Raw genomic sequence first — 23,240 nt, forward strand, 5'->3', positions numbered from 1 at the left:
AGCCAGAGGACACCGAGAGCATGGACCAGTACTCCCATGGGGCGGCTGCCACCGCTGTGGGCGGGGCGCTGGCCGCCATCGGCGCGGGGGCGTACGTGGTGGACGAGAAGGGGTGCATCATCGCGGTCAACGCCCGGGCCGAGCAGCTGCTGGCGCGGCCCGCGGAGGACCTCGTCGGTCATGACGCGCACGATCTGCTGCACCGTGATGCCCGCGGCCAGCCGATGCCGACCAGCCGATGCAGCATGCGGCAGGCCTTCCACGCCGGAAGCACCGCCCAGGCCGAAGGAGAGTGGTTCGCCCGCGGTGACGGCTCCCTGCTGCCCGTCAACTGGGTGATCACCCCCTACGACACCGGTGGCCGGGAGGCCGCCACGCTCGTGGTCTTCCACTGCGCCCAGCAACCGCAGGAAGCGGGCCGGCGGCCGGAGCCGGTGGCTGAGGCGCTGACGGAGCTCGAGCGGCTGGCGCTGCTGGCGCAGACCACGACACAGCTGAACTCCACCCTCGATACCGACGAGGCGCTGCGCCGGCTCGTGGCGCTGCTCGTGCCCCGGCTGGCGGACTGGGTGGTCATCGACTTGATCATGGAGCGGGACGAGGTGTGGCGCGCCGCCGTGGTCCATGCCGAAGACGGCAGGCTGGTGCACCACGAAGAGTTGCAGGGTCCGATGCCCCCGGTGCCGGAAGAATCCCCGATGCCGCTGTCCAGAGCGCTGCGCGGGGTTGCTTCCACCCTTGCCGGTCCCAAGACCTACCAGCAGCCGCCCGATTCCGGCATCGCGGTCGAACAGCGCCACCTGTTCGAGGCCACCGGCATCCGATCCGCGGCCATCGTCCCCATCCGCAGCACCCGGGAGGTCCTGGGGGCCTTGACCCTGGGCCGCGCCGAGAAGGCGGGGGACTTCACCACCGCCGACCTGCCGCTGATCGAGGACATAGCGCGCCGGGCCGCGATCGCTCTGGACAACGCCCGCCTCTACCAGCGTCAGCGCAAGGTCGCCGAGACCATGCAGAACCACCTGCTGCCCCAGTTGCCGCGCGTGCCCGGGCTGGAGATGATCGCCCGCTATCTGCCGGCACCCCACGCCTCACAGGTCGGCGGTGACTGGTACGACGCCTTCCGCCTGCCCGACGGCGCCACCGCCCTGGCCGTCGGGGACGTCGTCGGCCACGACCTGGAGGCAGCGGCCGGCATGGCACAGGTACGCAACGTGCTCCGTGCCTACGCCTGGTCCCAGCAGGAACCCCCCAGCCGGATCGTCGAGCGGCTCGACGAGGCGATCACGCACATCACCAACGTGCCCATGGCCACTATGATCTTCGCCCGCCTCGATCAGGCGGAGCACGGCCACTGGGAACTGTCCTGGACCAACGCCGGCCACCCGCCACCCCTGCTGGTCAGTCGGGACGGCCTCACTCGCTACCTCACCGACGGCCACGGCATCCTCCTGGGCACCTGGGCCCGCACGCCCCGCCCCGACGCCACCGCCGCACTGCCGCCCGGATCCACCCTCCTGCTCTATACCGACGGTCTCATCGAAGCAGCCGGACACTCCCTGGACGAGGGCCTGGGCCGGCTGCGCCAGCACGCGGCCGCCCTCGCCCACCGCCCCCTCGCTTCCTTCACCGACCAGCTCCTGCGCCGGGTCCGCCCCGCCGACAACGACGACGACGTCGCTCTCCTCGCTCTGCGGACCCCCATGGAAACACGCGCGAGATAAGCACCGGCCAGCGCGGCGCACACGGCAGCGACCGCGCCGCAGGAAACGCGGCCCAGCACCAGCACCAGCACCAGCGGGCAGCCCAGAATGTTCCGCCCCCGTGCTCGAGGCTGCCCCGCACCCCGGTCCCCACGGATCCCGGTGGCCAGCCGGGACCCTATGGCTCGCCACAGCAGCCCACTGCTCCGACACCCTCACCGGTTCACTCTCTCGGCCAAAGAACTCCGCCCTTCGGGAGCAAGTGAGCCCTGCTATCCGCACGCATGCACGCCGCGCCTGAGGGATCAACCGTCTCCCGGCACTGCCACGCGGGCGGGGTGGCCCAGGCGCGGTAGACGGCTGTGGAAGGGCACCGCCCTCGCAGACACGGCCGTGCCGCAATCGGTGCCGCGCCCCCGGCTGCACAACCTCCTGGACTGGACGTGCGGCTCGTACGCGTACCGGGCCGAGCTCACCGAACTCGTGACCACCCCGGCAGTCGTCTCGGGCAGCCCCGCACTCGACCGCGACCCCGGGCTGCCGGACGCGCCTGGTGGCGAGACCTGCGTGCCGCATCGCGCGCGCTCGCCACGGTCCGACCGAGCCGTCACGCCGTCGGCGCGGCCTTGCGCCGGGCCGCACGGTGGCTGATCGCCCCGAGCACGGCGCCCACGGCGAGCACCACGAGCCCCCGCCACCAGACCTCGGCCTCGACCTGGGTGGCGAGCACCACGCAGGAGACCGCTCCCAGCACGGGCAGCACGGTGGGCGTGCGGAAGTGGTCCGCCGTACCGGTGTCGCGGCGCAGGACCAGGACCGCGATGTTGACCACGAAGAAGACGACGAGCAGCAGCAGGACCAGTGTGGAGGCCAGCGTGGCCACGCTCCCGGTCACCGCGAGGACCATCGCCAGGATCGTGGTGGCCGCGATCGCGACCCAGGGCGTACGGCGGGCGGGCAGCACGCTCGTCAGCACCGAGGGCAGCAGTCCGTCGCGGGCCATGCCGAAGGCCAGCCGCGAGGACATGATCCCCGTGAGCAGCGCGCCGTTGGCGACGGCCACCAGTGCGATCGCGCTGAACAGCCGCGGAGGTACCCCGCCCGCCGCGTGGACCACCTCGAGCAGGGGCCCGCTGGACGCGGCGAGGCGGCTGGTGGGCACGGCGGCCGACGCGGCGATGCCGACCAGGACGTACACGGCTCCGGCGGTGGCCAGCGCGCCGAACAGCGCGCGCGGGTAGGAGCGCCGCGGGTCGCGGGTCTCCTCGGCGACGTTCACGGACGTCTCGAAGCCGACGAAGGAGTAGTAGGCGAGGACGGACCCGCTGAGCACGGCACTCGCCGCGTTCTCGCCGGGCGTGCCGAGCTGGGTGAGCCGCCCGACGTCGCCGTCGCCCCGCAGCAGCAGCCAACCGCCGAGGGCGACGATGATCAGCAGCCCGCCGACCTCGATCACGGTGGCGACGACGTTCGCCCGTGTCGACTCCTGGATGCCCCGCGCGTTCAGGGCGGCGAGCAGGGCCAGGAAGACCACGGCGACGGCGGCCACGGGCAGGTCGACGAACGCCGACAGGTAGTCACCGCCGAACCCCCGGGCGAGCGCGGCCACGGAGACGACGCCCGCCGCGAGCATGCAGAAACCGGCGAGGAAGCCGGCGAACGGCCCGAACGCCTTGGTCGCGTAGTGGGAGGCGCCCCCCGCCTTGGGGTACTTCGTGGCCAGCTCCGCGTAGGACGAGGCGGTGAGCAGGGCGAGCAGGAGGGCGACGAGCAGCGGCACCCACACGGCCCCACCGGCGTCCGCGGCGACCTGCCCCACGAGGACATAGACCCCGGCGCCCAGGACGTCGCCGAGGATGAAGAAGTACAGCAGCGGGGTGGTGAGGGCTCTCTTGAGGCCGGTGCCGGAGGCGGTGTCCGGCTGTGCGTTGTGGACCGAGGACATACGGCGCGTGTCCCCCACGACCGGGAAAACAAGCACTCCGTCACCTGGGTCCTCCGGCCCTCGTCCGCGCTAAGACAGCGCGTGGAACTGGGGACCGTAGGTGCTCCGCCTGCCGGGGATGCGGGTCTCCATCAGGTGCAGGGCGGGTTCTTCCAGGCCGCGCATGGCGTGGACGGCCGCGCCCAGGGCGCGCAGGCCGCCGCCCGCCCAGGCGGCGTCGAGGGAGGTCAGCACGGTGGTGTAGGTGGTGTCGAACCGGTGGAGGAGCCCCCGCACCGGCGCCGACGGGCAGGACCAGCCGCCGGCCGGGACCCGCGCCATGGGGCGGGTGTCGGGGAAGGGGACGCGCGCCCCGGTGAAGGTCCAGGCCCGGTCGGTCACGCGCAGCCGCCGGCCGTGGTAGATCTCGCTGAACGCGTAGTAGTGGGCGGGGTGGTCGTCGGCGAACGAGTCGGCCGGTGAACTGCCCGTGCCCTCGCCCTGCTCCCTCACGACGTCGATGGCACGCTCCACATCGAGGAGCGTCCTGACCGGCCGCAGGTCGTCCGAGCCGATGCGCGTCTCCAGCTGCCCGCGGGTGGACAACTGCGGGGACACCAGCCAGAAGCCCTCCAGCACGGCTGTGTAGAAGTCGCCGACGGAGGGGGAGGTGCCACGGTCGCGCGAGAGTGGTTCGTCGGGTGCCTCGATGGCCATCATCACGTCGTGCACGAAGGACCGGGTGAGCCCCGACAGGTACACGGTGACACCCGGGTGCACGCCGCCGGGCAGGGGACCGGGGTAGGTGGGTGCCCCCGCCAAGATCCGGGGCCGCCCGCCCACGGCCACGAGGAGGTTGCACGCCACGCCCAGGTGGTACATCTCGTCGTCGATGACGCGCCGGATCAGGCGCGCGGCGTCCGAGCGGCGGTCCTTGACCGACCACCAGGCGCACAGGTACGGCGGGATCGTGGACAGCTCCAGTTCCACGGCCACCTGGAGGGCGGACCTGAGCCACTCGACCCCGCGGCCGGCCGCGGGCACGGCCAGGAGACGGGCCACGGTGCCGGACAGCCGCGCCTCGGCCGGTGCCCCGGTGCCCGCCCAGGCCGGGGCGGGCGCAGCGACGACGGCTGACGCACCGGCCGCCGCGGCGGCGGTGGCCAGAATGGTCCTGCGCTTGGGCTCCGCCACGGTCGGCCTCTTCGCGTCCTCGGTCATGCCCGCCGTCCTCGCCTTGGCTCACGCTCCGGGCCCCGCCTGCGCCGAAGCGGTACGAGGCTCATGATCAGCTCGTGAAGCTAGCAGGGGGCACCGCGGAGGAGGGGCGCGACGGGGGAGCACAGACCCCTCCACCACCCGGACAGGCCAAACCGGCAAGCGGGCGGCGGGATGATCGGTTCCTTGTCGCCACCCGTTGACGCTGGCCGCCGGACAGTGCGACGCCGCAGCACGGAGCCGGCGGCCACGCCCCACAGCCTTCGATTCCGCGAACTCACGGAACGAGGGGTCAGCCGGTGGGTGGGACGAACTTGGGCTGGTCGAGCAGGCGCAGCCAGCTCCCGTCAGGCTCGCGCCGGACGACCTGCGCCCGGGCGCGGGCCCCGTCCACCGGAGGAGTCGAGGTGAGGGCGATGTCGCCACTGATCAGCGTGGTCAGTGGTTGCTCCTGCTCGAAACGGGCACGGTTGGCCAGCACCTTCTCCCACAACGCACGAATCGCCTCCCGGCCCACCGTCTCGCGACAAGGGAACTCGCCAACGCCGCCACCCGCGGCTATGCCACGTGAGACGCCTCCTGGGCCGAGCACCTCAAGGGCGCGATCGAAGTCGCCCGCTTCCGCAGGATCAAGGACCTCTTCACAGACCGGCTGCCGGGGGTGCGACACCGGGCGGTAGCCCGGATCTCCGCCAGGGAAGGAATTCGTTCATCCGACCAGCGAACAGGGCGCAGCGGTCGCTCGTGCTCCACCGCCGCACGACGACCCGCCGGGATCCGCCTGCGCCTGGAGGAGCGCACCCAGCCGCTCGAGCGAATGCTGACGATCACCGGCGTCCTCGACCACTTCGTGCCCGACCACCGCACCGCAACCGACCGGCAGGCCCGGTCGTCGCGGACGGCGTACAGTTCGACCCCGGACGGCGAGATACCCGCGTCCGGCCGGGCCGATGACGCTGCAGGGCCGGACACCGGCGCCTGATGACGTGACCACGCGTGCTCATCACCAGCAGGGGACCACCTGGTCCCCGGACGGGACACCGCATGACCGAGCACGCCAAGTCCAGCATCCGCCCCGACACCACCCAGGCGGCGGCCCGGCAAGCCGGCGACCTCGTCGAACTCCTCGACATCATGTGGGAACAGGCCCGCAGCGCCAGCCCGCCCCCGAACGTCCCCGCCTCGCAGCTGCGGGTGATGTACCTCGTCGACCGCGAGGACGGCATCCGCATGCGCGCCCTCATCCAACTCCTCGGCGCGGCCCCGCCTTCGGTCTCCCGCCTCGTCGACCGGCTCCAGGCCCTCGGCTTCGTCCAGCGCGAACCCTGCCCCGACAGCCGCCGCGAAATCCTCATCACCACCACCCGCGCCGGCCGCACCCACCTCGCCCGCATACGCCAGCGCCGCGACGCCCTCCTCATCCAGACCATCGCCACGATGCCTGCCCGCCAGCGCACCGCCCTGACCCAGGGCCTCGCCGGCTTTCACCGCGCCCTGACCGAGCAGCCCATGCTCCGCCTGCTTCCCTCCGACCCGGTACCGTCCCCGCTCGACGCCGAGCACACCGCCTGAGCCACCCACCTGTCGGGCACCTCCGCGGCTCGGCAAGACTCGGTCGTAGACAGCCGCGGCCTGTTGGCTCTCCTGGGTCTGACCGAGACCAGCGCGACCGGCGATCGAGCGGGAGGTCTCGCCGCTTCGTCGGGTCAAGCGGTCAGGGCGTCATCGGAGCCGTCCGCGGCCGCGGTGTCCGCCGCGAACAGGGCGTAGGTCTCCGTGATCTGCAGGAGGTGCGCGGGCTGGTGCTGGAGTCCGGTGACGGCCAGGCGGCCACCCTCGGCGTGAAGGCGCCGGCGCAGCAGCACGAGCAGGTTCAGCCCGCTGGAGTCCATGAAGGACACACCCGACAGGTCCACGTGCAACGCCTTGCCGCTCAGCGGGACGATTGCCGCGGCCCTCGCCAGCTGGGGACAAGTGTGCACGTCTATCTCCCCGCGCACGGTGATCACGCTGCGGTCGGGGTACTGCTGCGAAAGCACGGTGAAATCGCTCACGGTTCGCCCCCTTTCGGGGTCGAGCCCATCACGCCCTCCGTGGAGGAGGGCATCAAGCACGCGGCGTAGGGCCGTGTACAGCCGAGCAAGACAACCCGTACCGCGCCCCGGTCACCGGCAGATGACCTTCGGAGGCGGCGCGGGGCCTCTCACCAGACCAGGCTGGTCGTCCCCGAAGCGTCGCACACGCGGGTCAGCGTCCACCAGCACGTGCTCCCGCGTGCTGTCGAGCGGAGCGGGCGGGGGCACCGTGCGACCTAGAGATCGCACCCGGCGGCCGGCCGGCGGGTCAGTGCAGGATGCTGACGGCCCGCGCGATCACCAGGAGCGAGGTCAGCAGAGCGGAGATGCTTTGCACGCTCATCAGGGCTTTGGCACGGGTCGACAGCGGCATGGTGTCGGTCGGGCTGAAGGCGGTGGAGTTGGTGGTGGACACGTACAGGTAGTCCATCAGTGTGGGGACCCAGTCCGAGGTGGCGCTGGCTCCGTCGGCGACTTCCTGGATGGCGTCGTCGTTCTCGTCCTGGGAGAAGCGGAAGTCGGCCAGCGGCAGGGCTGAGCGGGGTGCCTGAGTGCGGCTGACCGGGCCGCCCCGGTCCAGCTCCCAGTAGGCCAGCCCGAAGACGATGATGTTGGTGAGCCAGATCTGCAGCGCGGCCACCAGCAGGGACCGGCCGTCCTTCACCCCGGCGTAGAGCAGTTCGTGGATCAGGATGACCAGCGCCACGAGATTGCTGACCACGATGACGCCCACGAGCGTCAGCGACAGCACGCGGAACGTCTTCGTCTGCCGGGTCAGCCGTTTGGGGTTGATCGCGATAAGCGGGATGAGCAGCAGGCACTCCAGGGCGGGCAGGGCGTACCGGGGAGCGATCAGCAGCCGTTGCGGCAGCAGCAGGTACAGGGCGATCGCGGCGAGGGTCGCGACCACCGCCGGGAGCCGTGCCTCTCCCCTGCGCTCATGCCTGGGATGCCGGGTGCTCGCCTGTGCCCGCGTACGTGCCATACCTCGTGGCCTTCCGGTCGTTCCCGCACGGACCGTGCCACGGCACCTGAGCATTCTTCGGTGCCGGGCGCCGCGCACCCCCAGCAGGTACCCCCGAACAGACGGCTCGTGCCGTGGGAATGCGGGAGCGCGCGACGTGAAGAAGTGGGGCCCGGTGATGCCGGCCGGAGTGTCCCGACCGGGAGGTTAGGACCCGTCACAGCCCGGAGTTTCGCGTCACGTCACCTCACTGCGCATCCTCCCCCGGCCCTCCGCGCCGCTTGTTGATGATCGCGGCGGTGATGACGGCCGCGATGATCGACGCGTCGCCTTTGAGTTCCAGACAGGAACGCAGTGGGGCCACCTGCCGGAGAAGTACGGCAACTGGACACCCGTACGGCCCGCAGTCGCCCCGGTGAACGTCTGCCGCCGCGGAGGCCGGTGCCGGGCCGGGCAGGATGACGGCGGCCGCGAGCATCGCCGTGGCGGTGAAAGTCCTGATCGTGGTTCCCATGCCCCCCGCTCGGGCACCGGGTCGGGGCCACCGGCCTCGGTCACCCAGCGCGGGGGCTGGCGGCCGGGCCGGTGGACACGGCACATCCACACTCCGCGGACGCCGGCATCACGCGCCGGATGTAACGGATCCAAGGGCCCGCGGGCAAGATTCGTATCCGGTACTGGGTTCGCCGGACGACCCTTCCCAAAGGCACGGGACCCGTCAAGCGAGTATCGGTCGAGCAGGCCGCCCACCTCAATTTCTCGCCGCTCCTCCCCCAGCCTGCGATGCCTCACCACTCGCATCACAATTCCCGCTCAAGCCATCCTGCGACTGCATTTGGCCAGCTCAAGCTGGGGTTTGAAGGAGCTCACCGAGCACAGCACGTGCACCGTCCCGTCCCGTGAAATCCATACCCACTCCCGGCGATCAGTTCCACTCGAAAAGCCACCGCAGACGGGGACACAGGACTAATCCCTATGGGTTTTCTCACAATGCGGCACGTAACGGGATTGAAGTGATGCAGGCCACTTCCCAGAGCGAAAGTCTCCCCTATTCTCGTCATTTAATTCCGTCCGTAATCCAATTATTGAGGTGTGCTTGCCATGTCGTATCCGCGTCGCAGGAGCCGCGCCGGCGCCAGCGCCGGTGTGCTTCTGGCCTCGGTGGCGGCTCTCTTCTCCCTGGGTGAACTACAGGCGGAGTCGGCGGCCGCCGCGCCCTCGCCGTCAGGGCAGACCCATGCCGCGGCCGGCGTGGACGCCGCGGTACAACACCCGAGCACGACGCGCGTGACAGCGGCAGTGCTCAGTCTCGACGGCGGGAGCGGGAAGCCGCTACTGAACGGCAAGGATGTCTCGTACGACACCGCCAGCATCGTCAAGGTCGACATTCTCGCCACACTGCTGCTGCAGGCTCAGGATGCGGGCAGGCCCCTCACCGCCAAGGAACGCGCCCTTGCCGAACCGATGATCCGAAACAGTGACAACGCGGCGACGAATGCCCTGTGGCGTGAGATCGGCGGGGCGCCGGGCCTGGAGGCGGCCAACAAGCGCCTGGGCTTGACATCGACCAAGGGTGGTCCCGGCCCGAAGTGGGGGTTGACGCAGACAACGGCAAGTGACCAGATCAGGCTCTTGCTCTGTGTATTCGACGGTGCCACAACGTCGAAGACCGACTCTCCGCTGAACAAGGACTCCCGCGCGTACATCCAGGACTTGATGACCCGTGTCGCGAGCGACCAGGCGTGGGGAGTCTCAGCGGCTTCCGGGCCGGATCACGCGCTGAAGAACGGCTGGCTGCAGCGCACGGCCTCGGGGCTCTGGGATGTCAACAGTGTCGGCCGGGTCACCGTGGACGGACACCGCTACCTCGTCGCCGTACTGTCGGACGGCAGCCCGTCGATGAACGACGGCATCTCCGTGGTGGAGCGAGCGGCCAGGCAAGCCGTGGCCGCGACCACTCGGACCTGACCCGGCCGGCCGTCCCTCATTCAGGGCCCTGACGCCGCTGTCCGGCAGGGGTGTCAGTGCCTGCGCCCGACTCGCCCCATGACAGAGTCCTGCGGCAATGTCGGCGACGCCTCAAACGGCCGCTGGGGCCGGTGCCACAATCACCACCCCGTGACGGCGGGGCCGCAGCATCATTGGATGGTGCGTCCCCCGAGCCGGGCTCCGGGGACGCCATGGCTGATCCACCGGGCCCGTAGCACGTCCGGCGCTGTGTCAGCTGTCGCTGCCTGAAAGGTCGGTGAGCCAGTTGACGTAGCGGGTGACGTCGACGCCCCACCAGGCCCTGGGGCCATCCCCGCGTGTGCGGGGCAGACGATCGCGCAGTGCGCGCGGTCCAGGTCCTGGGGCGGTCACAGTTCCGGTCGCGGCGACGCTGCCCAGCAGGACCAGCGTCACGCCGACCCCGAACAGCCCGGCGGGATCGTCCGACCAGTCGTAGAAGGCGGCGACGGTCAGGCCCACCGGGGTGCCGACTACCACGCTCCGGGCGTCGCACCGCAGGGCGCCCCAGCACACCGGCACGAGCAGGGTGAGTACCAGCCCGATCACCTGCCACGGCTGGTACGGGCCGGTCGTGGAACCGTCGGGGTGCACGTCGCGATGCTGATCCCAGCCCAGCCAGGCGGCCCAGAGCACGGCGGAAACGGCGGTCGGCAGAGCTCTGGCGAACTCACGGGATGTCGCACTGAAACGCTTGAGTCTCCAGCCGCCGGAGGGTTCAGGATCTTACTCATGGACGACGAACGCCCCGACGTGCTCACCATTGGCCGCCTCGCGCACCGCACCGGGCTTCCGGTACGTACCCTGCGCTTCTGGTCGGACGAGGGGGCAGTGCCGCCTGTGGGCCGTTCCGCGGGCGGCTACCGGTTGTACGACGCCGAGTCCGTGGCCCGCGTCGAGCTGGTCCGCACCCTGCGGGAGCTGGGCCTCGGGCTCGACGACGTGTGCCGCGTCCTGAGCGGCCGCACCACGGTCGCCGAGGTCGCCGACGCGCATGTGGCCGCGCTCGACGCGCAGATCCGCTCCCTCAAGGTGAGCCGGGCCGTCCTGTCCACCGTGGCGAAACGGGGTTCGACCGTTGAGGAGACGGCACTGATGAACCGGTTGGCGCGGCTTTCCGCCGCCGAGCGCAAACAGATCGTCGACGAGTTCAAGGAGGAGGTGTTCGGCGGCCTGGACGACCCGCGTCTGCGCGACCGCATGCGCATCTTCAGCATCGAATTGCCCCACGATCCCACACCCGAGCAGGTCGACGCCTGGATCGAACTGGCCGAATTGGTTCGGGACCCCGGTTTCCGCGCCCGGTTGCGCACATGGATGGAGCTCAACACGCCCATACCGGGGCAGGGCAGTCCCCCTGGGGCGTCCATCTGGTGGGCCAGGCAGATCGTGCAGACCGTCGCGGAGGTCAGAAAAGGCGGGGTCGCTCCCGAAGGGCCGGCAGCGGCCGAGGTGCTGTCCAAGCTGTTCGGTGACGCCGATCGGGTCGCCGTGCTGCGCAGCCTGGAAGCCGGGATCATTGCAGGAGCGGAGCACTACCGCAGGCTCGTCGCCCGGGTGCGCGGGCAGAATTCGTCGCCCGACGCGACCGAGGAGCTGGAATGGCTGGCGCGGGCCCTGCGCGCCGCGGACCAGACCTGACGTGGTGCTGGACCTCGGCACGGGGCAGGCCGCCGACCTCGCGGTGCCGATCGACCGGAACGAGCTGATCGCTTAGGGGCCGCGGCTGTCCTGCAACGGCGCCACCCACCTCGGGACGGCGGCGTTGGTCCGGAGGCCGGACCCGGACACGGCACGCGCCGTCCCGACCCCGGACCGGTACGCCGACTCATGGCCGCCTGCGTCGTCGTACAAGTAGCTCCTACGGGACCGGACGGCCGAGCCGACGCCGTCCGTGTCCGTGCCCGCGTCGTCGAGTTGCCTGGCCTGGCCGGTCATGCCCGCCTTGACCTGATAGCCGTCCGAACCATCGCCACTCCCCCGAATGTATGACCATGGACACGCGAACACTCACGCCCCGAACGGCTGTACGGCCTCGACGACGCGGACTTGGCGGGGGCGGACCCGCCGGACGACGCCTCCGTCCGGTCTCAGCGCGCGCACACGAAACTCGACGCGCTGTCCGGATCACCGGCCCGGTACCTGGGCCAGCCCGGGTACTCGCACAAGGGACGCGTGCGGTCGTGGACGGGGTCGGACACGACCTCGTTGGCGGGCGGCTCATCCTTTTCGACCCAGTGCTCGAGCGCGGAGAGCGAGTCCGTGGCGGCGGCGAACGCGGGGGTGCCGAAGTTGGCGTGGTTCGCGCCGGGCACGACGTAGTACCGCAGGAACGAGTGGGTCGGTCCGGCGCCCAGTGTGGCGCGGACCCGCTGGTAGTAGTCGGTCGTCGAGTACGGGGAGACGAGTTCATCCGCGGCGCCGTGGAGGAGGATCAACTTGCCTCCGGCGCGGGCGAATTCGCCGAGGTCGGTGTCGTTGCGGTCCTGGATCGTGGACAGGTGGCTGATCCGGGCGAGCCACTTGCCGGGGCGGCGGGGATCGATGGTGAGGGAGTTGTGCCCGGGGTCGCGGGTGAGGAAGTACTTGACCCATTGATCCCAGAACTGCATGCCGTAACCGCTCGTCACCGGCATGGGGTTGGCGGGCGCGGTGGTGCCGAAGCCGAGGAACGGGGTCCGCATGTCCGCCCCCGAGAGGAACGGGAAGCCGGGATACTCGGTCTCGCCGCTGGCGACCCGGTACGGCCATCTGAACGGCGACGACATGGCCGTCACGGCCTCGATCTGCGCGTCCGACAGGCAGTTGGGCCCCGCGCCGGTGCCCTTCGGACAGCGCAGCGTGTGGGGATCGAAGTGACAACTGCCCGGATTCGAGACGACGTCGTCCTTGACGCCGTCCAGCCCGTCACACGCCTGGACGACCCTGTCGTAGAGGAGCTTCTGCTGATCGGCGCCGGGGAACGCGCCGGGGCGGGACAGGACTTGGACCAGGTGTCCCAGGTACAGCATCTCGCTGAGGTTGTTCCAGGCGGGGAAGGCGGAGATCACCCCGTCGAACGCGGTCGGCCACCGCTGGGCCACGACGAGCGCTTCCCGGCCGCCTGTCGAGCCTCCCGAGAAGTAGACCTCGGTCGGGTTGGCCCCGTAGGCGTGCTGGACGAGGAACAGGCTAGCGTCGTGTGTCTTCTTGAGCGCGTCACCGGCGGCGAAGTTGTTCAGGGCCTCGTCGTTCACGCCGAACGACCCGTCCAGCGACGGAGGGGCCGTCGGGCTCTGCTGATGCCCCGAGTCGCCGGCGAACGTCACGTACCGCCGGGCCAGCGGGGCCGGTTGATCGGTGGGGCCGAACGGCACGTTGGCCGTGAGGTCGGGAATGGTGCCGTTGTAGCCGCCCCCGCCGAACATCAGCGCCTTGCCGTTCCAGCCGTACGGCAGGGCCACGCGCATCTTGATGGCGGGCGCGGTCGGATCGACGGGACGGATGTCGGCGTCGGCCTGGCAGTACGTGATCGTCTCGCCGCTGACGACGCCGGTCCTGACCGCGGCCGACGTGACGCGGCCGCCGGTCGTCGGCAGGGTCATGGCCGACGCCGGGATCTCCATACCGTCCAGCGCGCCGCACACGGGCGACGTCGCCGGGTGACCGGCCCGGGGTGGGCTCGTGGCGGTGGCCGCCTCCGCCCCGAGGACGGGACTCGTCCCCATCAGCAAAACCATGGACGCCAGCACGCCGAACCGGCGAACCGCCGTGCCTCTTGCGGGTGTTCTCCTCACGATGACCTCTTCCTTGAAGTCGAGCGCGCGCAGAGATGCGGGACCGGGACGGCACAGGGAACCGCCGCGGGCGCGGGCAGGGTCGGTCCCGGTCGGACGCTGCGCCGGCGAGAGGCGTTGCCGTACGCGCCGCCTTCGTCGAAAGCGCGCAGCGGTGATGACGGTGAGATTAAGGCGCCGTTACGCTGTGGCTGAGGTGTACGTCACCCACACCTCGCACCGTTCCGGTGGGACTTTCTCCCACCCGCCCGCAGGGGGACGACACTGTGGTCAGCGAACCCGGCAGCGAGACGGAGACGTTCTCGCTCGTGCGCCGACAGCGCGAACTGGCGTCGTTGTATGCGACGGCCAAGTCCCTCACTGCGCTGGGCGAGTTGGACGAGGTGCTGCGCTCGATCGTCCACCATGCCCATGAGCTGATAGGCACCGACTTCACCTACCTCTCCCTGGTCGGTGCGGACGGCAGACTGTCGGCCAGGGCGTCGGAGGGAACGGTCTCCGCCTCGTTCCTCGCGGCGGGCATCCCGGCCGGAGCGGGGCTCGGCGGCAAGGTGCTCGCCTCCCGGAGCCCACACTGGGTGAGCAATTACGCGGCCGCGACGCTGATCGAGCACGACCCGGAGTTCGACCGACTGGTCGCGGCCGAGGAGCTGGTGGCGCTTCTCGGTGTGCCCCTGGTCATCCGGGGTGAGGCGGTGGGCGCGCTGTTCGCCGCGGACCGCTCCGAGCGGTCGTTCCAGGCCGACGAGGCAGCGCTGCTGAGCGCGTTCGCCGACCACGCCGCCGTCGCTCTGGACAACGCCCGTCTCTACGAGGCGAGCCGGACCGCCCTGCGGGAGCTGCGCGTCGCGTACGGGCGGATCGAGCAGCACATGGCCGTGATGCAGCGGGCGCAGGAGATCCACGAAGCCCTGACCGGTGTGGTGCTGGAGGGCGGCGCGCCGGAGGATGTCGCGCAGCTCCTCGCGGATCGCCTCGGCGGCAGCGTCACACTCCTGGACCGGTCCGGCGCCGTTCTCGTCCACCGGGACTCGGCGTCGAGTCCGTGCCGGGCTCCGGGGGGAGCCGGCCTGGCGGATGCTGTCGAGGAGGCGTGCCGTACGGGTCGGTGCGCGATCTCGGCGGACGCCGACGGCACCACCGTCCACAGTGTGGCTTCCGTCCAGGCGGGCGACCACCGCCTCGGCGCGCTGGCATGGAGCCGGACCACAGACGCCGGCGGCGGCGCCCCGGACGACACGGATCTGCGGACCCTGGAACGGGCCACCCACATCCTCGGCCTGCTGACCCTCAAGGAGCGGGCCGTGGCCGAGGCCGGCGAGCGGCTGAGCGGAGAGCTGCTGACCGAACTCATGACGGGCAGCCCCGGGATCAGCCCCGCCCAGCGCGCCCGTGCGCGGGCCCGCGGCATCGACCCGGACCGTCTGGACCTGGTCCTCGTCGCGGACTCCCCCGCGGTGTCGTCGGCCGACCTCCTGCGGCACCTGCACGACATCGCCCGGGACTGCTCCGGACTGGCCGGCGAGCATCTGGGCAGGGCCACGCTGATCCTCCACAGCACCGAGGACGACCGGACCGTCGAGGACGTTCACCGTCGTCTGCGTCGCGCGCTCGGCGCCCCCGTCATCGTCGTCGGCGAACGGGTGTCCCGCCATGACTGGTCACGCGCCTTCTCCCTGGTCGGCCGTTGCGCCGCCGTGGTGCGGGCGCTCGACCACACCGACCTGGGCACCACCACGGGCCGGTACGCCCTCTACGCCATGGTCTTCGACCCCGACCGGGTCCACGAACTGGACCGGTTCGTCTCCGGCTCCATAGGGCCGCTCCTCGACTACGACCGCCGCCGCGGCACCGAGCTCGTCGAGACGCTCGGCACCTTCTACGAACACCGTGCCAACGTCGCGGCGACCGCCCGCGCGTTGTACGTGCACGTCAATACGCTGGTCAAACGACTGGACCGGGTCGCGAGCGTACTCGGCCTCGACTGGCGCGAGGGGAACGACCTGGAGCTGCGGCTCGGGCTGCGGCTGCACCGGCTCAGAACGCTCGCGAACACCCCGTCGTGATCCCCGCGCCGCCCGTATGCGGCCCGCATCTCAGACGCCCCCGGTCGACTCCCGCAGCGCGCTCTTGGAGAGCTTGCCGGTGCCCGTCCGGGGCAAGCTGTCCATGAAGACGAACTCGTCGGGCAGCCACCACTTGGCGACCATGGGCGTGATGTGCCGCAGCAGGGCTTCGGCGGTAGCGGCACCGCCGTCACGCAGGACGACGTAGGCGACGGGACGCTCCGTCCACCGCGGGTCCGGGCGGGCGATCACGGCGACTTCGACGACGTCGGGGTGCGAGGCGATGGCGGCTTCGAGTTCGACCGACGAGATCCACTCGCCTCCGGACTTGATCAGGTCCTTCATCCGGTCCACGAGCCGCAGATAGCCGTCGGTGCCGATGGTGGCCAGATCGCCGGTGCGCAGCCAGCCGTCGTCGGTGAAACTGTCGCCCTCTTCCACTCGGAAGTAGCCGCCCGCGACCCAGGGGCCCGCCACCTCCAGCTCGCCCACCGCCCGTCCGTCGAGCGGCAGTTCGCGGCGTGTCTCAACATCGACGATCCGCAGGTTCACGAGAGGCAACGGCTGGCCCTGGGCGGCGCGCACGGCCACCTTCTCCTCCTCGGTCGCCTCCTCGTGCTGGGTGCGCGTGCCTCCGATGGCGCCGATGGGGCTGACCTCGGTCATCCCCCATGAGTGGGTGATGGGTACGCCGATGGCGGCGCGGTACGTCTCGGACAGGGACGGGGGTACGGCGGACCCGCCGCCGAGCAGGAACCGTGTGGCGCTCAGGTCGAAGGCGCGCAGCTCGGGAACCAGGCTGGTCCACACCGTGGGAACGGCACCGGCGACGGTCACCCTCTCGGCTTCCATCAACTGCAGCAGGTGAACCGGTTCCGCGGAGCTGCCGGGAAGGACGAGGGAAGCGCCCGTCAGCATGGCGCTGTACGGGAGACCCCAGGCGTTGGCGTGGAAGAACGGCACGATCGGCATCACCACGTCGCTCTCGCTCAGGCCGACGAACCCGGCCGCGAGGGTTCCGAGGCAGTGCAGCACCGTCGAACGGTGGCTGTACAGCACGCCCTTGGGCGGTCCGGTCGTGCCGGAGGTGTAGCACAGTCCGGAGGCAAGGTGCTCGTCCGCGAGCGTGAAGGTCCCCTCGAACGAGCCCCTGAACGGCTCGGCGCCCAGGACCAGTTCGTCGTAGTCCATGACGCGCGGGTCCGCCGGGACGGGCGTGTCGCTGCCGTCGGGCAGCACCACCCAGTACCGCACCCGGGGCAGGCGGCCGGCGCTCGGCCAGATCCGCGGGAGCAGGCCACGCTCGACGAACACCATGTCGTCCTCGGCGTGGTCGACGATGTACTCGAGATGGGCCGCCGCGAGCCGGATGTTGATGGTGTGCAGCACCCGCTTGGTGGCCGGCACCGCGAGATACAGCTCGAGGTGCCGTCGGCTGTTGCTCGCGAACGTACCGACACGGGCGCCGACCGGGACATCGAGCGCTGCCAGCGCGGTGGCGAGCCGCCGGGCGCGATCGGTCACCTCGGCGTAAGTGAGCAACTCGGTGCCGGCCGTGGCGACCTGCTTGTGCGCGTAGAGCCGTTCGGCTCGTTCGAGGACGTGGGCGAGGGTGAGCGGCCGTTGCTGCATCAGTCCGTCCATGACGTCTCCGCGAAGAGGGTGGCCATCGTGACGCGCGGTGGGTGCCAAGGGAGGTGACCCCAATCCATGAGTGTCTTCTCGACGCAGAGTCCGTCGGGTGCCGCAGGTCACTTTAGGAACGGCCACGGAGCGAAAAGAGGTGAGACGCCCACACTCCTTGCGTCGCGTCGGCAGCGGTTCCCCACACCTCCCGGCGGCCGTCGACCTCCGGCACGACTTGACGGGAACACTGTTCGTGAGGAGAAGAACGCGGCGGCACCATCCGCGCGTCGGCGGCTGCACGCGCGGCGAGATCGGGGTCGGACCAGTCGACGAGGCCGGGGGCGAGGACGATGCCCGCGAAGTGGCCGGTGAAGCGGCTCGGGCCGCCGGTCCCCGGCCAGACCGGCGTACGACCCCATCCGTTCGGGGACCTCCCGCTGTATACGCCGGGCGGCAGGCAGCAGATCCCGCCGGTCGAGCGCCTCGGCCGTCGGCACGTTGACCGACTACGCCCCGCGCGAGGACCACGTCCAGCAGCTCGCGGGCTTTTCGGGGTCCGCGCTGTCGACGACCGCCTGGGCGAGAGTTCGGTGGCTGCGTGTTCCCGCGACAGTTGGCGTTCGCCGCACCAGGGATGGAAGCGCTTGAGGTGACCTGCGTACGTCGTCATGGTCGATTTCGTGCGGGCCCGGCCGAAGCCCAGGTGGCAGAGGAAGCCGTCCACGTCCTCGACGACCGTCAAGGCCGGCCCGGCAAGAACCGTCCAGCAGGCAACGGCAGGTACAACACGGCAGCCCTGACCGGCAAGCCGAACCCAGCGACCCCGCACAGCCGGGCCTCGCCGGCGCCGAGCCGCGCTCAGTCACACTTCGGGCCCTTGCTGCTGGAAGATCTACAGGTCGAACTCGAGGTGCTCGATGTCCGTGAACCGGACCTCTTCCAGGCTCCCGGCGCGGCGGCCGCCGTCCTGGAAGTAGACCTCCTTGAGCGCTTCGGCCGCGATCTCCTGGAGGCGGGCGTCGCCGGCGCCGGCCTCCTGGGCCTGGAAGAGGCGGGCGGCGTAGTTCGGGGGCAGCGCGACGGTCAGGTGCCGGATGCGGTCCTGGTCGGTCGACCCGATCGGCGCGGTGTAGCCCATGCGGGCGCGGGTGTCGATGACGATGCCGCCGGTCGTCGCCGCCTTCTGCCGGGCCCTGGCCCGGATCTGCGGCTGCCACCGCTTCTTCACCTCGCGCTCCAGGCGCGCCGCGAGGTCGGGGCGGGGCTTCTTGATCTGGTCCTTCACGTACCGCTCGACGGTGCGCTGGGAGATGCGCAGCATCTGGGCGACCGCCTTGGTGCCCTTGAGCTGCTTGACCAGGTACCGCATCTGCGCGCCCGCGCTCTTGGGCGCCGGGCGGGTGAACGCCTTCTGCACCGCGGCCTCCAGGCCGTCTCCGAACAGGCTCATCGCCCTCTACCTACTCCCCGTTGTCGATGTCGGTGACGGTGCCATCCTTGATGTACCGGGCGAGGTTGAGCTCCGGGGCGTTGAAGCGCTCCCGGACTTCCTCGCCCCACAGGACGTCCTGGGTGCCCTCGTGCTTGACCAGGCCGGGGTTGATGCCGAGCTTGAAGCCGCCGGGCAGCGGCTTGCCCTCCCGGTAGGGCAGGAAGTCCAGCGGGCTCGGCCCGTTCGCGGCGTAGACGACACAGTCGGACAGGATCGCGATCGGGTACTGCCCGGTGAACGCCGCGTGCTTGACGATCTTGCGGTGCAGGTTGATGCGGGTGCGGGAGATGACCGCCGCCCGGATGTCCGGCCGCCAGGTCGGGCGGGACAGGGCGCGCCACGGCTCGCCGGGCCGCCAGCCTTCCCCACGCGGGCGCTCGCGCAGCTTGCCCAGGCCGCCCTTCACCGTGGCCTTGATCGCGGAGACGACGATCGCCAGGTCCGGGTCGCGGCTCTTGTAGCCGTCCATCGCGGCGAGGAAGTCGGCCGGGGCGAGGGCGGCGTCGACGCCGAGGTCGGCCATCGTGGCGAGGTAGGCGTCGCGCAGCCGGTTGTACCAGCCGTCCAGGTAGCGGCCGTTCTCGTAGCGCACCCACGCCTCCAGCGGGCGTACCTCGTAGCCCAGCTCCTGGGCGTAGGCGACGGTCGGCGTCGCGTACCAGGCCGGGCCTGTCGGGTGGTCGCCCTTGGGCATGAACGGGGAGGGCAGCAGGCTTGCGTCCAGCTCCACCCACTTGTCCTTGCCGACCTTCACCTTCGACAGGTCGACGTGGCTGAGGTCGACCAGCCAGGAGCCGGGCAGCTTCGGGTCGAACGTAGGAGCCTTGACGTGCGTTGCCTCACCGAGGCCGACGTTCAGACCGTTGGCGCCGGCGGCGAAGGCCATGTTGACGTCGATGCCGACCAGGTGCCGCCGCGTGCACTCCGCGTCGGTCATCGGCCGCGCCCAGTCGTACGCCTCCTCGAACAGCTTCTCCGCCGGTCCGCGCACGTGGAAGCGCGGCATGTCCTTGAGGACGGGGTGACCGTCGGGGACCTCGCACGGCGGCCAGTTCATCGGGTCGATGGCGTCCTTGCCCAGCGAGCCGGGGTTGTGCTCGGAGTGCCGCTTGCCGTCGGCGTCCGGCTCTGAAGCGCGGGTCGCCGGGTGCAGCGCGGTCATCAGCTCCAGGCCGGTCACGGCGGTGGAACCGCGCGGCGTCATCACGCGGGAGGCGTACACGCCCAGGAGGCGGGCGAGTTCGACCGGCGGGAGCTGCCCGGCCTCGCCCCAGTGCCGGGTGTCCAACGCGTTCCACGACGGGATGCACAGCTGCACGCAGGCCCGCTCCGCACCCTGCGCGGGCCGGTAGATCCTCGCCCACGGGCCGAACCCGCGCTTCGTCAGCTTCCACTCCGCGCGGACCAGTTGCTTGATGACCTTGTGGCCCTCCGGCAGGCGCCCGGCGAGCCGCTCCTCCTCGGTGAGCGTGACGGGCAGGCCGTAGCGCTCCAGCGCGGCCTCGGTGAGCACGAGCAGCGGGTCGGCGTCCTTGCCGGGGCCGGACAGCTTCGGCGCCCCCAGCTTCGCCTCCTTGAGCGTCCAGTCCACCAGGGACGGCAGCGACTTGGCGGGCACGTCCAGGACCAGGCCGCCGACGCAGTACGCCGACACCTGTCCGTCCGCGCAGTCGATCACTGCGAGCGGACCGTTCTCGAAGCGCGGGTCGGCGGCGGCCGCCTCCGTGGTCTTCTTCGCCGCCGCCTTCGTCGCGCCTGGACGTCGCGACGACGCAGCAGGCCGGGTGGTGCTGCTCGCCACCGTCTTCGGGCGGGACTGCGGGGCTGCGACAGGCGCGGGAGCCGGGACCGGCTCTGGGACCGGGCCGCTGAACGCCTCCGGGACCGTTGACGCCGGGGCGGCGGGCGCGTCGGCAGTCGGAGCGGGGAAGCGGGCGGCGAGGCCTTCCAGGAGCCGGGCGTATGCGGCGCGCTTGGGCGGCCGCGGCTCGGTCTTCCCGGTCTCCCAGTTCCCCACTGCTTCGCGGCGGGCGTTCAGCGCCGTGGCGATCTGCGCCTGGCTCAGGCCCGCCGCCTCCCGTAGGCGCTTGCGCTCTGCGGGGGCCGGCAGATCGTCCTGCGCGACTTGCTCCAGCAGCGCGTCGACGGCGCTGAACAGCTCGTTCTCGGTAGACACAGAGGTCACCTCCAGAGACACCCTACCCGATCGCGCATCGATTCGCTCTCTGGATCGCACATCAATCGCTTATCGATTGCGACTCAGCCGCATCGACTTGCACGGCAGCGGCGGGCCGAGTTGAGACGGCACAGATGTGGCCCAGGGCGGCGACGCTCGGCGTCGGCCAAGGGGGCAAACCCACACCGGGACCACGGCCATGCCCGGACCCACGCGGACGCTCAGCCGTTCACCGAGACCAATACGCCGACAAAGGCCCGGCATCAGCAAGAACGGAACGCGAGCTCGCCGACCCACCCCGCGGCTCACCCCTCCCGCACAACCGCCTTGCGTTCCTCCTCAGTCAACGGAGCATCCGTCAGAAACGGCCGCCTCGGACCGAACAGCATCGGGAGCAGCATGCCGGGCGATAACAGCCGTGTCGCCGGACGCGACAGGCTCATCACGTCCAGCAGCGCGGCCAGAGCGCGCGGATTGCGGGCGCCGGTCGCCACCGCGCGGTCGACGAAGGCCGCCAAGGCGCGCTCCATGCGGGTCGCAGGGCGGTCGGTCGCGCCGGGGTAGAAGATGTCCTGGCCGATGGCCAGGTCCCAGGCCGCGGCGACCGGGCGGGTGAGCAGCTTCTGCAGGCGCCTGGCACTGCCCGGCCGGAGCAGGCCCCGCATGGCCGCGTAGTCCCGCAGGGCGACCGCGCTCTGGGCGGCCACCGTGATGCCATGGCCGTAGACGGGGTTGTAACCGGCGATCGCGTCGCCGATGACGGTGAAGCCGTCCGGCCAGCGGCCGAGCTTCTCGAAGTAGCGGCGGCGGTTGGCGGTGCTGCGGGTGGTGGCGACGTCGGTGAGGGGCTCGGCGTCGCGTAACAGTTCGCCGATGACCGGGTCGCCCAGGCCGTGCGCGAAGTCGGTGAACGCCTCGGGATCGTCGGTGGGCTCTCCCCCGCGCGTGCCGGAGAGGGTGACGATCCAGCGGCCGTCCTCCGCGGGCAGGATGATGCCTCCCCGGCCCGGTGCCGTGGCCGGGTTCGCCTGGACGTTGACCAGGGGGAAGCCGGGGGCGGGGGCCCGGAAGACGCGGGTGGCGTAGGCCACGCCGGCGTCCACCCGGCGCTCGGCCACCGCGGGCAGGCCGAGCCGCTCCAGCCAGTGCGGGGCGCGGGAGCCGCGACCGGAGGCGTCCAGTACGAGGTCGGCGGCGAGGTACTCCTCGGTGTCGCTGCCGGAGGTGCGCAGGTATACGCCGGTGACGCGGGCGGCGTCTCCCGCGAGGCGGGCGGCAGTGGTGTTCTGGCGCAGGGTGATCCGAGGGCCGGCGAGAACGCGTTCGCGGGTCACGGCGTCCAGCAGGTCGCGGGAGCAGACCAGGTTGCGGTGCGGGGTGGAGGTGAAGCGGCGGAACCAGATCTCGTTGGGGGCACGCGAGACCATGTCGCCCATGATGTGGGCGAGACGGGCGCCATGGGCGACGAGTTCTTCGGTCAGGCCCGGCAGCAGCGTGTCCAGAGCGGTCACCCCACCTGTCCACACCACATGGGCGTGGCGGGCCTGAGGCACACCGCGGCGGGGCTCGGGGCCGGCGGGCAGGGTGTCGCGCTCGATCAGGGTCACGTCGGCGTGGCCGGCCAGTGCGGCGGCGGCCAGCAGGCCGCTCATGCCGGCGCCGATCACGACGGCGGTGGGGCGGGGGGCGTCAGACATGCGCTCGCGTTTCTTGTGGGGCCACCCGCTCGCGGATGGTATCGAGGGACCGCGGCCGATACGGCACGCGGGAGATGGCTTCGATGTCGCCCTCTTCGAAAACCCGGACGCGGCAGCGCCCCGGCTCTCCTGGCGACGGCCTGCCGCCGGCCCGACCGCCACGCCGTGAGGGCCGCGTCCACGGTGATCGCGGCCGCGATGCCACGGGCCGTACGCTCCGGGTGGCCGACGGCGCGGGCCGCGTCCTGGGCACGCTGCCACAGGTCGGCGTCCAGGACCGGCGCCAAGCGCAGCAGGCCGTCGTGGATGCGTTGCAGGAGCCGCAGGTCCAGCCGGGCCAGGGCACCGACACGGGCACCGGCGGTGCACGGCCCGACCTCCCGCAGGGCCGGCTCCAGGAAGCGCAGGCGGCTGAAACCCCCGTCCCTGCGGCCGGAACTGCACCCACCCAGGTCATCCCGCCCCCGCCCACGTTTGCCACCCCCCGCCGCCGGTCACCCGGTACCCCTGAGCCCA

At 71.2% G+C, this 23,240-nt stretch carries 16 protein-coding genes and 2 pseudogenes; 6 read left to right on the forward strand and 12 right to left on the reverse strand.

Annotated features, from left to right (window positions below):
* Positions 1-20: 20 nt before the first annotated feature.
* Positions 21-1,724 carry a SpoIIE family protein phosphatase gene (locus E5082_RS30870; RefSeq protein WP_135794551.1) on the forward strand — a complete coding sequence of 568 codons (1,704 nt, stop codon included), beginning with the start codon at positions 21-23 and terminating at the stop codon, positions 1,722-1,724.
* 586 nt (positions 1,725-2,310) lie between these two features.
* Here E5082_RS30870 and E5082_RS30875 read toward each other — a convergent pair.
* The 3 genes and pseudogenes from E5082_RS30875 to E5082_RS30885 all read right to left on the reverse strand — a co-directional run.
* Positions 2,311-3,648 carry an APC family permease gene (locus E5082_RS30875; protein WP_135794519.1) on the reverse strand — a complete coding sequence of 446 codons (1,338 nt, stop codon included), beginning with the start codon at positions 3,646-3,648 and terminating at the stop codon, positions 2,311-2,313.
* 69 nt (positions 3,649-3,717) lie between these two features.
* Positions 3,718-4,848, reverse strand: coding sequence for a ferritin-like domain-containing protein (locus E5082_RS30880; RefSeq protein WP_135794520.1), 1,131 nt, complete (start codon positions 4,846-4,848; stop codon positions 3,718-3,720).
* 289 nt (positions 4,849-5,137) lie between these two features.
* Positions 5,138-5,371: pseudogene (locus tag E5082_RS30885) on the reverse strand (Cif family virulence factor); the annotation flags it as partial.
* Positions 5,372-5,889: 518 nt separating this feature from the next.
* On the opposite strand from E5082_RS30885, the gene E5082_RS30890 reads away from it, so the two are divergent.
* A complete protein-coding gene (locus E5082_RS30890; RefSeq protein ID WP_135794521.1) occupies positions 5,890-6,417 on the forward strand; it encodes a MarR family winged helix-turn-helix transcriptional regulator in 528 nt (175 codons plus the stop codon).
* A gap of 134 nt (positions 6,418-6,551) precedes the next feature.
* On the opposite strand, the gene E5082_RS30895 is transcribed toward E5082_RS30890, so the two are convergent.
* From E5082_RS30895 to E5082_RS30905, 3 genes are all read right to left on the reverse strand, one after another.
* Positions 6,552-6,899 (reverse strand): STAS domain-containing protein, encoded by a 348-nt coding sequence (locus E5082_RS30895; protein WP_167514189.1) that lies wholly within the window; start codon positions 6,897-6,899, stop codon positions 6,552-6,554.
* A gap of 289 nt (positions 6,900-7,188) precedes the next feature.
* Positions 7,189-7,905: a DUF1345 domain-containing protein gene (locus E5082_RS30900; protein ID WP_135794523.1), complete on the reverse strand. Its 717-nt coding sequence runs from the start codon at positions 7,903-7,905 to the stop codon at positions 7,189-7,191.
* Between the two features lie 226 nt (positions 7,906-8,131).
* Positions 8,132-8,398, reverse strand: a complete 267-nt coding sequence (locus E5082_RS30905) for a hypothetical protein (protein ID WP_135794524.1) — start codon at positions 8,396-8,398, stop codon at positions 8,132-8,134.
* Between the two features lie 587 nt (positions 8,399-8,985).
* Between E5082_RS30905 and E5082_RS30910 the strand changes: the two genes are divergently transcribed.
* A complete protein-coding gene (locus E5082_RS30910; RefSeq protein WP_135794525.1) occupies positions 8,986-9,852 on the forward strand; it encodes a serine hydrolase in 867 nt (288 codons plus the stop codon).
* 252 nt (positions 9,853-10,104) lie between these two features.
* Here the strand turns inward: E5082_RS30910 and E5082_RS33850 are convergent, their stop codons facing one another.
* Positions 10,105-10,485 (reverse strand): hypothetical protein, encoded by a 381-nt coding sequence (locus tag E5082_RS33850; protein WP_373310126.1) that lies wholly within the window; start codon positions 10,483-10,485, stop codon positions 10,105-10,107.
* Between the two features lie 138 nt (positions 10,486-10,623).
* Here E5082_RS33850 and E5082_RS30920 point away from each other — a divergent pair, with 138 nt between their 5' ends.
* Together E5082_RS30920 and E5082_RS33280 are read left to right on the forward strand one after the other, a co-directional pair.
* Entirely contained in the window at positions 10,624-11,532 is a 909-nt protein-coding gene (locus E5082_RS30920) for a helix-turn-helix domain-containing protein (RefSeq protein WP_135794526.1), read from the forward strand.
* Between the two features lies 1 nt (position 11,533).
* Positions 11,534-11,749: pseudogene (locus E5082_RS33280) on the forward strand (hypothetical protein); the annotation flags it as partial.
* A gap of 232 nt (positions 11,750-11,981) precedes the next feature.
* On the opposite strand, the gene E5082_RS30930 reads toward E5082_RS33280, so the two are convergent.
* Positions 11,982-13,598 carry a tannase/feruloyl esterase family alpha/beta hydrolase gene (locus E5082_RS30930; RefSeq protein ID WP_229919033.1) on the reverse strand — a complete coding sequence of 539 codons (1,617 nt, stop codon included), beginning with the start codon at positions 13,596-13,598 and terminating at the stop codon, positions 11,982-11,984.
* Positions 13,599-13,933: 335 nt separating this feature from the next.
* On the opposite strand from E5082_RS30930, the gene E5082_RS30935 reads away from it, so the two are divergent.
* Complete coding sequence (locus tag E5082_RS30935; RefSeq protein ID WP_135794528.1) at positions 13,934-15,733, forward strand: helix-turn-helix domain-containing protein; 1,800 nt, start codon at positions 13,934-13,936, stop codon at positions 15,731-15,733.
* A 30-nt stretch (positions 15,734-15,763) separates the two neighbouring features.
* Here E5082_RS30935 and E5082_RS30940 read toward each other — a convergent pair whose 3' ends face one another.
* The 4 genes from E5082_RS30940 to E5082_RS30955 all read right to left on the reverse strand — a co-directional run bounded on the left by E5082_RS30940 (position 15,764) and on the right by E5082_RS30955 (position 22,724).
* Entirely contained in the window at positions 15,764-17,377 is a 1,614-nt protein-coding gene (locus tag E5082_RS30940; protein ID WP_135794529.1) for a long-chain fatty acid--CoA ligase, read from the reverse strand.
* A gap of 874 nt (positions 17,378-18,251) precedes the next feature.
* Positions 18,252-18,809, reverse strand: a complete 558-nt coding sequence (gene tpg, locus E5082_RS30945; protein ID WP_135794530.1) for a telomere-protecting terminal protein Tpg — start codon at positions 18,807-18,809, stop codon at positions 18,252-18,254.
* 10 nt (positions 18,810-18,819) lie between these two features.
* Positions 18,820-21,027 (reverse strand): telomere-associated protein Tap, encoded by a 2,208-nt coding sequence (gene tap, locus E5082_RS30950; protein WP_135794531.1) that lies wholly within the window; start codon positions 21,025-21,027, stop codon positions 18,820-18,822.
* 305 nt (positions 21,028-21,332) lie between these two features.
* Complete coding sequence (locus E5082_RS30955; RefSeq protein WP_135794532.1) at positions 21,333-22,724, reverse strand: NAD(P)/FAD-dependent oxidoreductase; 1,392 nt, start codon at positions 22,722-22,724, stop codon at positions 21,333-21,335.
* Positions 22,725-23,240 lie beyond the last annotated feature (516 nt).

It is taken from the genome of Streptomyces griseoluteus (assembly GCF_004784465.1).
GTDB classification, from domain to species: domain Bacteria; phylum Actinomycetota; class Actinomycetes; order Streptomycetales; family Streptomycetaceae; genus Streptomyces; species Streptomyces griseoluteus.